Annotated in this window: 9 protein-coding genes; 8 read left to right on the top strand and 1 reads right to left on the bottom strand. The window is 49.0% G+C overall.

The genetic code is table 11. The features are described 5' to 3' along the window. From Q9R46_RS15595 to Q9R46_RS15580, 4 genes are all read left to right on the top strand, one after another. Positions 1-681, top strand: a complete 681-nt coding sequence (locus Q9R46_RS15595; RefSeq protein WP_311280658.1) for a site-2 protease family protein — start codon at positions 1-3, stop codon at positions 679-681. 147 nt (positions 682-828) lie between these two features. Continuing rightward, complete coding sequence (locus tag Q9R46_RS15590; protein ID WP_311280657.1) at positions 829-1,593, top strand: RsmE family RNA methyltransferase; 765 nt, start codon at positions 829-831, stop codon at positions 1,591-1,593. A 2-nt stretch (positions 1,594-1,595) separates the two neighbouring features. After that, positions 1,596-2,942 (top strand): tRNA (N(6)-L-threonylcarbamoyladenosine(37)-C(2))-methylthiotransferase MtaB, encoded by a 1,347-nt coding sequence (gene mtaB, locus Q9R46_RS15585; protein ID WP_123062584.1) that lies wholly within the window; start codon positions 1,596-1,598, stop codon positions 2,940-2,942. Between the two features lie 103 nt (positions 2,943-3,045). Continuing rightward, entirely contained in the window at positions 3,046-3,483 is a 438-nt protein-coding gene (locus Q9R46_RS15580) for an NUDIX hydrolase (RefSeq protein WP_186331738.1), read from the top strand. Positions 3,484-3,565: 82 nt separating this feature from the next. Here Q9R46_RS15580 and Q9R46_RS15575 read toward each other — a convergent pair whose 3' ends face one another. Next, positions 3,566-4,567: a Na/Pi cotransporter family protein gene (locus Q9R46_RS15575; RefSeq protein ID WP_311280656.1), complete on the bottom strand. Its 1,002-nt coding sequence runs from the start codon at positions 4,565-4,567 to the stop codon at positions 3,566-3,568. Between the two features lie 535 nt (positions 4,568-5,102). Here Q9R46_RS15575 and Q9R46_RS15570 point away from each other — a divergent pair. The 4 genes from Q9R46_RS15570 to addA all read left to right on the top strand — a co-directional run bounded on the left by Q9R46_RS15570 (position 5,103) and on the right by addA (position 15,519). Next, on the top strand, positions 5,103-6,479 hold the full coding sequence (locus tag Q9R46_RS15570) for a class I SAM-dependent rRNA methyltransferase (RefSeq protein WP_311280655.1): 1,377 nt from the start codon (positions 5,103-5,105) through the stop codon (positions 6,477-6,479). Positions 6,480-6,755: 276 nt separating this feature from the next. Continuing rightward, positions 6,756-7,421, top strand: a complete 666-nt coding sequence (locus tag Q9R46_RS15565) for a hypothetical protein (protein ID WP_311280654.1) — start codon at positions 6,756-6,758, stop codon at positions 7,419-7,421. 224 nt (positions 7,422-7,645) lie between these two features. Continuing rightward, on the top strand, positions 7,646-11,149 hold the full coding sequence (gene addB, locus Q9R46_RS15560; protein ID WP_311280653.1) for a helicase-exonuclease AddAB subunit AddB: 3,504 nt from the start codon (positions 7,646-7,648) through the stop codon (positions 11,147-11,149). Then, a complete protein-coding gene (gene addA, locus Q9R46_RS15555; RefSeq protein ID WP_311280652.1) occupies positions 11,146-15,519 on the top strand; it encodes a helicase-exonuclease AddAB subunit AddA in 4,374 nt (1,457 codons plus the stop codon). The genes addB and addA overlap by 4 nt, the downstream gene beginning before the upstream one ends. Positions 15,520-15,557: the final 38 nt, after the last annotated feature.

Below are 15,557 nucleotides of genomic sequence, written 5' to 3'. Positions count from 1 at the left end.
ATGGATTTCTTGGATCGGATTTTCCGTCTGCCGCTGGATCAACTGCCGTTCTTCCTGGTGACTATTCTGATTGCATTTACGGTTCATGAATTTTCGCATGCGTATTTTGCGAACAAATTCGGTGATCCGACAGCCAAGTTGCTTGGAAGGGTCACCTTGAATCCGGTGGCGCACTTTGACCTGCTCGGGGTGCTTTTGCTTGTCATTGCAGGTTTTGGATGGGCACGTCCCGTACCTGTAAACCGTGCGAATTTTGACAAACCGAGACTCATGGGAACGATTGTTTCTGTAGTGGGCCCACTGAGCAATCTGCTACTGGCTATTATCGGGGCAGTGATCTATGGAATATTATTTGGATCAGGCGTGCTGGGGAACATTGAAAATGAGCGGGTAGTCACAGCTGTGATGACATTTTTGCCGATGTTCAGTGTCACGAACTTTTTCCTGTTTATGTTTAATCTCATCCCGCTACCACCGCTGGACGGTTACCGTATTCTTGAAGATGTGTTGCCGCCTTCAATCAGCCGCAAGTTGCAAGGTGTGGAACAATGGTCCATCATTGTTTTCCTATTGATCTTAATTATTCCGCCATTACAGGCAGTCACAATTCAACCGCTATATTTGTTTGCCAACGACATGTACCGGGATTTGGTTGGTCTAGTTATTGAATTATATCTTTAAATATAAGTTCACAAATGGTCAGTAATCGAACCGTAATGCTGGTCATAAGCACATAAAAGTTGTATGATCATCTGTGGCGATTGGATTCTTGCCTGCTTCCAGCAGGAAGAATTCCAGTCATAACAGGAAAGAATGGGTGGACAACATATGCAGCGATATTTTGTATCTGCAGAGCAGTTCAGTGAACATGCAGTGGTGATAACAGGCGACGATGCCCGTCATATCGGCAAAGTCATGCGCAGCAAACCCGGGGACAAGCTGATTGTCAGTGACGGAAGCTCCAGAGAAGCATTGGTCGCCATCGATCGTATTGAAACTGGGGAAGTAAAAGCGACTATTCTGGAACCGCTGGTTATGGATCGCGAAGCAAGGTTGAATGTAACGGTAGCACAAAGCTTGCCCAAAGGGGACAAGATGGAGACGGTCATTCAGAGATGTACGGAGATCGGCGCCGTATCCTTTGTGCCCTTTCTATCCGAACGTACGATTGTGCAATATGATGCCAAGAAGGAAGGCAAACGTCTGGAGCGTTGGCGGAAAATCGCCAAGGAAGCTGCTGAACAGAGCCATCGTAACCGCATTCCAACCGTTGAGCAGCCGCTTTCCTGGAAAGGGCTGTTATCTTCTTTTGGGGACTACGATCTGGTATGTTATTGTTATGAAAAAGAAGACGGCAAACAGATTAGAGATGTTCTGAAGCCGTTTGTGGAACAGCTTGCTCCTGATGCAGGGGCGAATGTGTTGATTGTTGTTGGACCTGAGGGCGGATTTTCCGAGAAGGAAACAGCTCAGGCCGATGAGGCAGGTGCGATATCTGTTGGACTGGGCAAGCGCATTTTGCGAGCCGAGACGGCTGGTATGGTTGCACTAACTTGTGTTTTATATGAATCTGGAGAAATGGGGGGAATGTAATTATGCCATCCGTGGCGTTTTACACCTTGGGCTGCAAAGTTAACTTTTATGATACAGAAGCGATCTGGCAATTGTTCAAAAACGAGGGCTACGAACAGGTAGACTTCGACGAACAGACTGCCGATGTCTATTTGATTAATACGTGTACCGTAACGAATACGGGTGATAAAAAGAGTCGTCAAATTATCCGCCGTGCCATCCGTCGCAATCCGGATGCGATAGTAGCGGTAACCGGATGTTATGCACAGACATCTCCTGCCGAGATACTGGATATCCCTGGTGTGGACCTGGTCATCGGAACCCAGGATCGGGATAAAATTTTGCCATACGTCAATGAAATTCAGGAATCCCGTCAGCCGGTTAACGCGGTGCGTAACATTATGAAAACACGTGTTTTTGAAGAAATGGATGTACCGGATTTCGCGGACCGTACGCGTGCGTTCCTCAAAATTCAGGATGGTTGCAACAACTTCTGTACCTTCTGCATCATTCCGTGGTCCCGTGGTCTTTCACGTAGCCGTGAGGCAAACAGCATTGTTCAGCAGGCACATCAGCTCGTACAAGCGGGTTACAAGGAGATTGTCCTGACAGGTATTCATACAGGCGGGTACGGAGATGACATGGAAAACTATGATCTGACCGACCTACTGTGGGATTTGGACAAAGTGGAAGGTCTGGAACGTATCCGGATCAGTTCGATTGAAGCAAGTCAGATTGATGACCGGATGCTGGATGTGATCAAGCGTTCGGATAAACTGGTTCGTCATTTCCATATTCCGTTGCAGGCAGGTGATGACACCGTTCTGAAACGTATGCGCCGCAAGTATACAACGGAAGAGTTCTATAACAAAATGTTGCGTATACGTGAGGCCATGCCGGATGTTGCAATCACGACCGATGTTATCGTTGGTTTCCCGGGCGAAACAGATGAGATGTATCGTAACGGTTACGAGTTGATGCGTAAAATCGGTTTCTCGGAAATGCACGTATTCCCGTATTCCAAACGTACAGGGACTCCGGCAGCGCGCATGGAGGATCAAGTGGATGAGGAAATCAAAAATGCACGGGTGCATGAATTGATTGAACTGTCTGAGCAGATGCAACTGGAGTATGCTGAGAAATTCGTTGGACAAGTGCTCGAGGTTATTCCTGAAGGTGAAGCAAAAGGCCGCGAAGGCAGTGGCAAGTTGCACGGATACAGTGACAACTACATTCAACTGGTGTTCGATGGAACGCCGGATATGGTAGGTAAGGTGTGCCGCGTGAAGTTGACCGAAGCCGGTGCGAATGAAAGCCAAGGTACGCTGGTTCGTGTACTGGAAGAAAATGTGAAACCCGCCGCGATGTAATTCAGGCGCTATGTACAAGGATTTCATTTCCTTGGGGAAAATACCCGGGGAGATGAGGTCCTTCTTTGCCAAGAAAAGAAATTGAAGTCAGATGGGGGAAAACATCATGAACAAAAAAGAAATTTCGGCAGGCGGCGTTGTCTACAGAACAGGTGAGGATGGCCAGGTTCAAATCCAGCTCATCGTAGACCGTTATGGTAAAACGACACTTGCAAAAGGCAAAATGGAAGCTGGAGAAACGATCGAACAGACGGCGCTTCGTGAGATTTTGGAAGAAACGGGTATGGTAGGCCGTATTGTGGAGCCTATTAATATCATTGCTTATACGTACCAGCATGCCGAGTTTGGTCCAGTGGACAAAGAAGTGCACTATTATCTCGTTGAAGCACAGAGCGGTGACCTCCAGCCTCAGATCGAAGAGATTAAAGGCGTGGATTGGTACTCTCCCGAAGAAGCATGGTCCAAACAGCAGCAGAGTGGATACGATAACAACGATGACATTTTGCGCATTGGCTTGAACAAACTGGGCATTAACGTGTAAAACAGCACGACATCTCGTTTGAATGATGGTCTACTTACTTAGACATTCTGTCGCCAATAAAGCGGATATCGTAATGACTTTATTAAACAACAGGTTTCTTTGTTGACGGGGCGAGCACAGGTGTTTTTTTGTGCCAGATGGGCAAGTAACAGAACGGTAAAGCCAGCAATGAACTGATGATGTTAAAAAGGGTCTGGGCATGCGCAATCTGTGCCCCGTGATCCGCTGACAACCAGGCCGACGCTGCATGCAGCTGGCCGATCAGCGGCATAAAAAGTAGCGCTCCCGCTATGTTGAGTACAACATGGGAGGCTGCCACGAATTTGCCTGCGGAAGCTCCCCCCGCGGCAGCAATAACAGCGGTGATGCAGGTCCCTACGTTAGACCCGATCACAATGGCGATGCCGATCTCTACAGGTAGCACGCCTGTCGCTGCGAGCGTAATCGCCATGCTGATAACTGCGGCGCTGCTGTGAATCAGCGCTGTCAGGCATGCACCGGCAAGAAAACCCCACCAGAGGCTGCCCGCTGACCGCTCCAGAAACCATTGGAACACGCCCATGCTCCGAAGTGGAACGGCGATGGACTGCATGACTTGTATACCTGTCATGACAAGAGCAAATCCTGCTGCCGCAAGGAAACTGAATTGGATATTGGCCAAAGTACGTCGGATGCGTTCGTGGGCATTTTGGTTGCGTTCACCAAGGACAACAAAAACAGCCCAGCCTGTTAGAGATATAAGCAACAAAGGCAGTGCGGCACGTCCGATCTGAAGACCGACAAGCTCTGTCGTTAAGCAAGTTCCAATATTGGTTCCCAAGATAATGCCGAGTGTGCGTCCGTAGGTAATTAAACGCGCGTTAGCTAGTCCTATGGTGAGTACCGTTACGGCAGTGCTGCTCTGTAGCAGAGCGGTTGCGCCTGCACTGAAGGCCATGCCCTTCCATGGGGCAGAAGTGGCGCGGTTTAACCAGCCTGCCAGCATCGGCCCCGCCATGCGTTGCAGCGCTGTCTCCATCAGCTTCATACCGCCAAAAAAGATAATCAGCCCGTACAACAGAGGCAGAATTACTTCTCTGAACATTCCGAATCATTCCTCCCGTCCCATTCCTTATCACTTATCCTATGAGGAAGCAGAGACAAGCATGACAAGCACAAGAGGAATTGAAACCTATCAGCCCTTATGCAAAAGATATGGTGATTCGGCAAACGTAGCGGAGGGGACGAAATTGAATTCGAAGAAGCGAAGCGCTCGCCTGAGAGCTTTCTGAAAGAAAGCTACATCGGAAGCATAGGCTTGACATCGGATTTTCCCTTTGGAGAAGGGAATCCAAAAAATCCGAGGACAACAGAGATCATAGAATCCATTCGTTCCCGGAGCGTCATAAAACTGCCAGCCCCCAATTTAAAAGATACGGTGATTCGGCAAACGTAGCGGAGGGGACGAAATCGAATCCAAGGAAGCGAAGCGTTCGCCTTTGTCACCGGATTTTCCCTTTGAAGAAGGGAATCCAAAAAATCCGAGGACAACAGCGATCATAGAATCAATTCGTCCCCGGAGCGGCCTTTGCCGCCAAAACCTATCTGTTCAACTAACTTACGAAAGAAGTGGATCAATCTTGCCATCCGTTACATTGGAACGAAGCCGCAAAAAGCGGTTGGAACATGCACATCCCTGGATTTTCAATAATGAAATTGCATCCGTAGACGGCAACCCGGAACCGGGCGATATCGTCAATGTACTTAATCACCAAGGTCGCTATTTGGCGACAGGTTATTATAATCCGGCTTCCCAGATTACCGTTCGTGTAGTCTCATACCAGCCTTTGGAGTTTGAACAGATGGATACCGCCTTTTTTGCGGCTCGTTTCCATGATTGTCTGCGTCACCGTGAACGCTTTATCCAGGATGGCGAAGCCTACCGTCTTGTTTATGGCGAAGCCGATTTTCTGCCTGGATTGATCGTTGATCGTTTTGGTAGCATTTTAGTTGTGCAGATCCTTACACTGGGTATGGATCGTTGCCGTGAAGCCATCGTGCAGGCTCTCATTGAAGTGATGCAGCCGGAAGGTATATATGAGCGCAGTGATGTCTCCATTCGTGAACTGGAAGGTCTGGAGCAGATCAAAGGACCGCTCTACGGGGAATGCCCGCGTCATGTGACTGTGACCGAGAATGGGCTACTTATCAAGGTGGACATCGTGGAAGGACAGAAAACAGGGTATTTCTTCGACCAGCGTGAAAACCGGGCTGCTATTGAACCATTGATGAAAGGCTGGGGATACAAAAGCGGCATCACCGTGCAACAGGTCGAGCATGAAGGAACAGAACAGCTGTTGCCTGTGAACAAAGGTGGTAAAGTGGTTACTTTCCCTTATTGGGACGGTGCCACCGTGCTGGAATGTTTCTCTCATACCGGTAGCTTTACCCTGAATGCTTGCAAATTCGGAGCGAAGAAAGTAACCTGTCTCGATATTTCCGAGCATGCGATCGAGAGTGCACGAACCAATGTGGAGCTAAATGGTTTCACGGATCGGGTTGAGTTCGTTGTAGCAGATGCTTTTCAATATCTACGTGAGCAAGTCAAAGGACTTGATGAGCGCAATGCACGAGCAAAAGCTGCGGAGCAAAAGGTAGATACCTCCAAAGCATTGTCCAGTGCTGGAAAAACGTTTGATGTCGTTATCCTTGATCCACCTGCCTTCGCCAAAACAAAATCAGCAGTCAAAGGGGCATGCCGCGGCTACAAGGACATCAACTTGCAGGGCATGAAACTGGTCAACGAGGGTGGATATTTGGTAACCGCAAGCTGTTCCTACCACATGCGTCCTGACCTCTTCCTGGAAACCATTGCGGATGCAGCTGAAGATGCAGGTAAAGTACTGCGTTTAATTGACTGGAAAGCGGCCGGTAAGGATCACCCGCAAATTTTGGACGTAGATGAAGGGCATTACCTGAAGTTCGCTATTTTTGAAGTGAGAAGCAAAAAAAATTAAGAATACTCTGTTTTTAGAATGACATCTACCCTATGAGATAGACACTTTAAAAAGTCCATCTTATAGGGTATTTTGTTTATGAGGAAAAGCTCGATCTTGGCGAACAGCTTATCTTATTGGCCGAAAAGGAACAGTGTTCAGTCCTTGTCCTGACTCATTAAAGACTAGGTTAGCAACGGCAGGATTTAATTTCGAAAAAGGAGGAGGTCTGCTCGCTATGGTTACGGGTAGGTTATTTGAAACGCGTAATTATAGACGTAGCAGGCGTACATTGACATGCGTAATTTAAAAGATGGTGTTCGAAAACAATTTTATGCTGAATTGCGGCAAATCATTGCGGCAGAAGGGTATGAGGAATATAGAGAGGCTGATTCCAGCCCCACCGACTATACTTTCAGAAAAAATGTCAAGCCGGGCATTGTTTGGAGCTTACATAGTCATCTGACTCATTCAAAACCTCCGTATGCTGTGTTTACAATCATGGCCTGCCGTTATGAAGCTGCCACTGAACGTTTACGTACATTTCTCGACAAGCATCAAATAAGGTTGATCTCCAATGTTCCAGTCGGCTTCGGCAATAGTGTTGAAAAGTATACACAGCAAAAACATTCTGTTCTTGTTTCCTCTGAAAATATACAAGAAGCTGCTCGGCAAACAGCAGACAGATTCAAAGAAGCTGAAAGCAAGTATTTGTTGCCGCGCATAGAGCAAGGTTTTGCTGTTGATGAATATTTGACCAAACGACCACACCAATGGCCTACGGGAGATCTTTTTAACTGTTGCGTAACGATTTTAAGCTACGGATTGCTAACCAATGATCAGGCATTAGTGCAAAAGGGGATTGAACGTACATTCGAGATTTTGAACAAGCCGGGATATAGCCAGAGAAACCGGGATTTTTTCGAGGCCTTGCAGAAGGCTGTAGAGCATGAATTCATTTAACGAAATGGTAAGCTTGAAAACAACTACTAGGCGTATCTGTCACAGAATTTGGTGATAACGTCAATCCACAAGAAGCTGCTGGCTGTATCGAACAGGCGGTGGCTTTTTTTTATAGCCATATTGTGTTCTTATTTGGTGGATCATGGCAAACGTATGTTCCGAAGCGGAGAAGGTATGGTATACTGGAAATTAAAATCTTGTACGTGCAGTTTGGAGGATGACACATGTCCGTACGCTTTGTTATTGGCCGGGCAGGCAGTGGTAAAAGCACACTGATTACCCGAGAAATCACATCTCTGCTTAGGCAGGAGCCTCAAGGAAAACCACTAATTCTGCTCGTTCCCGAACAAAGCTCGTTCCGGACAGAGCAGGCACTGGTATCTTCGGGAGACATCAAAGGTACGATGCGTGCCGAAGTACTTGGATTTCGTCGTCTGGCTTATCGTGTCATGCAGGAAGCTGGCGGTTCTGCTCGCGTTCCGATCGGAGCCGAGGGCAAGAAGATGCTTTTATATAAAGTCATTCAGCGTAGGAAAGAAGAACTGAGACTGTTTGCTGCTTCGGGAAGCCAGCTTGGCTTTATAGGGGAATTGACTAATTTGTATAGTGAGTTTAAACGTTATGAAGTTCATGCTTCGGCACTCGAAGAAGGGCTTGCAACATGGAGCATCGCATCGGCTTCACCTATCTTGGAAGACAAGCTTCACGATTTGAATCTAATCTACCATGATTATGAGATGGAATTGGCTGATTTATATATAGATGATGAAGATACACTGAATGAACTGACAGGTCGTTTGCCAGAAAGTACATGGTTGCAGGGGGCCGAGGTGTGGATTGACGGATTCCATGGATTCACTCCTCAGGAGATGAGTGTAATAGGACAGCTCATGTTACAAGCTTCGTCTGTAACGATTTCCCTGACGCTTGACCGTGCATACGAACAAGGGATGATGCCTGGAGAACTGGAATTATTTTATCCAACGGCAAGTGCTTACGCGCGTCTCAAAGGAATGGCTGAACATTTGGGTGTGTCTGCCGGGACAATCGTCCTTCATGATGAAGTCTTGCCGAGATTCAAGGAGCGGCCGGGACTTGCCCATCTAGAGTCCGGTTTTGATCGGCGAGTTCGCTGGAGAAGTCAGGGCGAGGATTCGGGTATACGTTTGATCGCTGCAGAGAATCGCCGGGCAGAGCTGGAGGGCGCGCTACGCGAGATGCGTCGCCTGACGCAAGAAGAAGGGGCAAGATATCGGGATATGGCGGTATTGGTTCGTGGATTGGAGACCTATGCTGATATTGCAGAGCCGTTATTCAAGGATTATGATGTTCCGGTCTTTCTGGACAGAAGACGAAGTGAGTTACACCATCCATTATCCGAATTTATCCGTTCGGCACTGGATATCGTTCGCCGCAACTGGCGTTATGAGGATGTTTTCCGCTGTGTCAAGACGGATATGTTGCTTCCGCTGGATGGTTCAATCACGCGTGAGGATATGGATCAACTGGAGAACTATGTGCTCGCTTGCGGTATCCATGGATATCGCTGGACCGATGGTAAGCCGTGGAAGTATGTACCGAGTCTGTCTTTGGAGAATCAGGGTCATGAAGGAAGTAGCCGTGGACGCGACGCAGTGTTATCGTTGATGGAAAGCTGCCGAACCTTGATTACGTCAGCACTCGGCCCGTTTGAGAAACGAATGAAAAAAGCAAAAACGGCTACTGCTCAGTGCGAGGCATTATTTAGACTGCTAGAGGATGCTGACATTGCACATAAGCTGGATCAGATGTCTGCTGAAGCCAAGGCACAGGGTGACCCGGAACGTTCTAGAGAGCATCGTCAAATGTGGGGAGCCGTATTGGATCTTCTTGACCAGATGGTTGATATGATGGGCAATGAACGTCTGGATATCACTTTGTTTGCGGGTATGATGGAGACGGGACTGACGGAACTCAAGCTGGGGCTTGTTCCCCCGGCCCTTGACCAGGTGTTGTTTGGTTCGATGGATCGTACACGTCTGCGTGACATGAAATATGTATTTATTCTTGGTGCGGTTGATGGGGAACTGCCAGCGATCCCTCAGGACAACGGAGTACTCACGGAGCAGGAAAGATTGTTGCTGACAGAGAGAGGCATGGGGCTGGGTCCTGGTGCAACGAGACTCATGCTGGATGAACGTTTTCTCATCTATACCGCTCTGACCGCTGCCAGCAAGCAGTTATGGCTGAGCTTTCCTGTCGCAGATGATGAAGGTAAATCACTACTCCCTTCCGAGATTGTGCGCCATGTACGCAAAATGTTTGGCTTGCAGGAGCAACCCTTGCTTGCCCAGCCGCCCGTCTCGAATTTGGAATCCGTGCACCTCTCTTACGCGATTCATCCGGAACAAAGCCTTTCCATGCTGATTGGACAATTGCGAAGATGGCGTAGGGGAGAAGACATTCCTGAAATATGGTGGGCAGTCTATAATTGGCATGTAAACCGGGAAGCGAGCCGTCCTGTGCTGGAGCGATTGCTGGGTTCTGTCTTTTATCGTAACCGTGCGCGGAGACTGGAAACGGCAACCAGCCGCAGGTTGTACGGGACGGAGGTAAGAACGAGTGTTTCACGGATGGAACGGTTTGTAGCCTGTCCATTCTCTCATTTCGCATCACATGGGCTGAAGCTGAAGGAGCGGCAATTATATCGCCTTCAGGCTCCGGATATCGGGCAGTTGTTCCATGCTGCACTGAGTCAACTAGCGATGCGCCTGCGTGAGGAAAATCGTAGCTGGGGCAGTCTGACACCGGATCAATGCCGCCAGGAAGCCGAGCAGACGGTGGAGCAGATCGCTCCGCAGCTCCAAGGGGAAATTTTGCTTAGCACAAAGCGTTATGGGTATATTTTCCGCAAATTAAAAGATATCGTCAGCCGGGCATCTGTTATTTTGGGTGAGCAGTCCAGACGCGGCAGTTTTGAACCAATCGGGTTGGAGCTGGATTTTGGTCCAGGGAAACCTTTGCCGCCACTACGTTTTGAACTGGAGAATGGGTGTGTACTGGAGATTGTCGGCCGGATCGACCGAGTGGATGTCGCTGAAGGAGAGAACGGTCTGTTGTTAAGAGTAATTGACTACAAATCCAGTCAGACCGATCTCAAGCTTCATGAAGTTTACTACGGACTATCGTTGCAAATGCTCACCTATCTGGAAGTGTTGCTTAGCGCTGCTGAGGAGTGGTTAGGGGAGACGGCGATGCCAGGAGGTACCCTTTATTTCCATGTGCATAACCCACTACTGCAATCGGCAAACGGTATGACATCGGAACAGGCAGGACAGGAACTTCTGAAACGCTTTAAAATGAAAGGTCTGCTACTCGCTGACCGTGATGCCGTTGCTCAAATGGATAATACCCTTGATAAAGGACATTCCGCAATTATTCCAGTGGCATTAAAAGCAGATGGCAGTTTTTACAGCAGTGCTGCTGTAGCGACGCCAGAACAATGGGATACGTTGCTTGCTGCTGTTCGTGGTAATATTCGCGAGATTGGAACTCGCATTACAGATGGAGATACAGCCATTGAACCGTACCGGATACAGCAGGAGATCGCCTGTACGTTCTGTTCATATAAATCACTCTGTCAGTTTGATGAAAATATTGAGGGGAACGACTATAAACTGCTTTCCAAACCGGGCAAACAGCAAGTTTGGGATATGTTGTCTCACAGCAAGGAAGGGGAATCGTTATGATGCATATGCCTAAACCGGAAGGCAGCTTCTGGAGTGATGATCAATGGAGCGCCATTTCCGAGCGTGGAGAAGATATTCTGGTCGCCGCAGCTGCAGGATCAGGAAAAACAGCTGTTCTGGTGGAGCGGATTATCCGAAAAATTGCAGACCCTTCCCAAGGATTCAGCGTGGACCGCTTGCTGGTAGCCACGTTTACGAAGGCAGCTGCGGCCGAGATGAAACAGCGTATTCGGGAAGCGCTGGAACGTGCGCTTGAGGAGCAACCGGAGGAGGAGCATTTGCGCAGGCAGTTGTCGTTGCTCGGACGGGCATCCATTACAACGCTGCACTCCTTCTGTATGGAAGTCATTCGCAGGTATTATCAGCAGATTCCGCTAAATCCGGCTTTTCGTATTCTGAATGAAAATGAGGCTGAGATGCTCCGTCAGGAATTGCTGGAGGAGTTGTTCGAGGAGAAGTATGGCGAAGAAGACGAGGGCAGTACGTTCCGCGAACTGGTGGACTGGTTCAGCGGAGAGCGAAATGATGATGCGATGCACCGGCTGGTGCAGCGTTTATATGATTTCTCGCGAAGTCATTCCTGGCCAGATCACTGGTTGATGGAAATGGCTGAAGCTTTTCAGGTGGAAAGCGTAGAGGCACTGGGGCAATCGACATGGGTGCAGAGCATTTTACGGGATGCGGCTCTCGCTTTGGGCGGGGCGGCAGGTTTGCTGCGGCAAGGAATTCAGATTTCGTTGCAACCGGAGGGTCCTGCACCTTATGCGGAGACACTCAAAGAGGATTTGGCGATGGTTGAAGAGCTTTTATCCGCTGTTGAAGTCATGCCTTGGGAAAGGTTGCCTGAGGTATTCCAGCCAGTTGCATTTGGCAAATTGAAACCTTGTAAAAAAGATCAGACCGACCCTGGTTTGCAGGAACAGGTGAAGGAGTTGCGGGAAACGGCTAAAAAGGCTGTTGCCGATCTGAAAGGTTCACTTTTTGGCAGGAGTGCATTCTCTTTTTGGCAGGAGCTGGAACAGGCTGCACCGTTGATGCAGGAGCTTTCCCGCCTAGTCAGCACCTTTGGCGAACGGTATCTTCAGGCGAAGCAGGAACGCGGACAAGTTGATTTTAACGATCTGGAGCACTATTGTCTGCACATTTTGCGCCATGAGGATTCGACCCCTGAACATTCCATGCCTTCGGATGCGGCGATGGAATATCGTGCGCGTTTTGATGAAGTACTGCTGGATGAATATCAGGATACCAATACGGTTCAGGAGGATATCGTCAGGTTGATCTCCAGAGAGAATCCAGGTAACCGATTTATGGTTGGTGATGTTAAACAGAGCATTTACCGTTTCCGCTTGGCTGAACCCGGCCTGTTCATGAACAAATACCGTAACTACACTCCGAGTGTTCATGTGGATACAGGTGATGACGAAGAGAATGGTACAAGAAAGGGGATAGCAACGGGAACGGGGAAACGAATTGACCTTGCCCGCAATTTCCGCAGTCGTGCCGAAGTGGTGCATTCCGTCAACGTCATATTCAGACAGTTGATGAATGAAGGGGTCGCCGAGATCGCTTATGATGAACGGGCTCAGCTGGCTTACGGCGCTTCCTTCCCGTCAGAGACACTTGGAAGCGAAGCTTACACACCTGAGCTTATGTTAATCGATCGCCAAGGCGGCGGCACGGATGTGTCCGAAGGTGCGGAAGACGGTGTGGATGTAGCCGCTGCTGCAGAACTGGAGAATGCCGAACTCGAAACGGCTCAATTGGAAGCGCGAGCCATCGCAGCGCGTATCCGAGAGATGGTCGGAGAGACAGACAAGCCTGCATTGAGCGTGTATGACAAGGCTTTGCAAACGATGCGTCCGGCACGTTACGGAGACATTGTTATTTTGTTGCGTTCCACGCTGATGTGGGCACCGCTGATGATTGAGGAATTCAGACAGCAGGGCATCCCTGCAGGTGGAGAGCAGAGCAAGGGGTATTTTCAAGCTACGGAAGTGGAAGTGATGTTATCTCTGTTGCAGCTTGTGGACAATCCAAGACAGGATATTCCTCTGGCCTCCGTCCTTCGCTCTCCCATTGTTGGTTTAGATGAAGAAGGGCTTGCTCAGATTCGACTGGGGGATAAAAGACAGTCCTTCTATGATGCGGTTGTTTCTGCCGCAGGAGAGTGGAGAAATGCCCACGATGGGACTGGTCAACGTTCTGAGTCCGGACGGGATTCGGATGTTGACGATTTGATCCAGATGCAGTGGCCAGAAGGCTGGTCAGAAATCGAACAGGCTCAGCGCCAATCAGCCGTTACCGCGGAGATGGAAGTTGATTCGGGAGCTGATCTGCACACGGAAACGTTTGAACAAGATGCAGGCTTTATGGGCGGAAAAGAAGGAAACGAACTCGCGCACTCGCAGTTGCAACAGAAACTCATTCATTTCATGCGTCAGCTGGAACAGTGGAGACTTGAGGCAAGGCAAGGCAGTTTAAGTGAGCTGATCTGGCGGATTTACCGGGAGACCGGATATTTGGATTGGGTTGGCGGACTTCCTGGCGGTCAGCAGCGTCAAAGTAATCTGAAGGCTCTGTATGATCGCGCGCGTCAATATGAGGAAGCAACTGCAAACCGCGGGCTGTTCCGCTTCCTGACATATGTCTCAAGACTACGGGAAAATGGCGGAGACCTGGGCACCGTAGCCAGTGGTTCAGGGGAACAGGATAATGCCGTACGTATTATGACAATCCATCGAAGCAAAGGATTGGAGTTCCCGATTGTGTTTGTTGGCGGTATCTCCAAAATGTTTAATCAGCAAGATCTGCATGCACCGTTTCTGATGCACAAGGAACTTGGTTTTGGCCCAAGGTTCGTGGACCGTGACAACAGGGTGGCCTATCCTACATTAGCCAATCTGGCTATACGTCGCCGGGCTCAGTTTGAACTGCTTGCGGAAGAAATGCGTGTGCTTTATGTGGCTTTAACCCGGCCAAAAGAAAAAATGGTGCTGGTAGGCACCGTGAAGGACGCTGCCAAAAAAGCACAGACCTGGTCACAGGTTAAAGACAGTCCAGAGCTTGCGCTACCCGATTATCTGCTTGCTGCGGGACGAAATTATCTGGATTGGATCGGGCCCGCTTTGATCAGGCACCGGGACGCCGAGGTGTTGCGTGAGCTTGCAGGTGATCGTGATTCTTATGCGGCTTGCCTTGCGAGTGATGAATCTCGCTGGAGCATATCTGTGGTTGCTGCGGATCGGGTATCTCTTCAGCAACACGCCGACCTTGTAGAGCGTGAAGAGGATGTATTAACTGAATTGCGGAGAGAACGATTGGCTGCTTTGCAGGCCGTGAGACCCGTCAGATTAAACCCATCGGTAGAAGTGGTCGGGCATCCCGAAGGCGTACAATCCAATCCACTTTCAGAGATTGATTCGGTTACCGCAAATCAGAAGACGGATGAACTAGTGAATCTAAAAGCAAACAGTGAAGAGGCTTTGGATGTTGATGCTCAAAATGCGTTTGTGCGTGAGATCGATAAGCGGCTTTCCTGGACGTATCCATATGAATCAGCTACACAAGTGGCGGCGAGCACTTCGGTGACCGAAATCAAGAGTCTGGTATCGACACAGGAGGATGCTTCGTACCCCGTCATGGAAGAACTGCAGGAACAAGCTTGGACTGGAGGCAGTAATAGCAATTGGTCTGGAAGCGATGATAGTAAGACAAGCCCAGCGACACAATCTTCGTTCAAACTACATTTGCGTCGTCCCAAATTCATGGGAGAGCGGCAGCTGACAGGAACAGAACGGGGAACGGTGTACCATACGCTGATGCAGCATCTCCCTGTTGACGGATCTGTTGTGGATGAAGCAGTTGTTGATGAGACGATTTCGCGCCTGCTGGCGATTCAAATATTGCTTCCTTATCAAGCAGAGGCGATTGAACGAAGTGAACTGATTACCTTTTTTGATACACAACCAGGAATGGAAATGTTGCGTGCGGCGTGGATTCGAAGGGAAATCCCGTTCACGTATGGTCTCCCGGCACATCAATCTCCTGCGGAATGGATTCGTGGATTACGGCCAAACGAGGAGCAGGAGATACACAGTGAAAACGATAGAGTACAGGCTGTGCTACAGGATGAAACGGTGCTTGTCAGGGGGATTATTGATTGTCTTTATGAGGTTGATGGAGAACTTGTTCTGCTAGATTACAAGACGGATCGAGTGCTTGAACATCGCGGAGGAGTTGAACCTCTGGTTGAAAACTACCGGTTCCAGCTGCGGCTGTACGAACGGGCAATTGAAGATATATTGGGTCGCCAAGTCGACCACACATGGCTTTATTTTTTCGATGGCGGTCATGCGGTTAAGTTATAAAGGGGCTTGGAGTTTCTGAGTGTTGAATATCTTTTGTT

The sequence above is a fragment of the Paenibacillus sp. RRE4 genome, from assembly GCF_031844205.1.
Taxonomy (GTDB): Bacteria; Bacillota; Bacilli; order Paenibacillales; family Paenibacillaceae; genus Paenibacillus; species Paenibacillus xylanexedens_B.
This window is presented reverse-complemented; position numbering and strand designations above follow the sequence as displayed.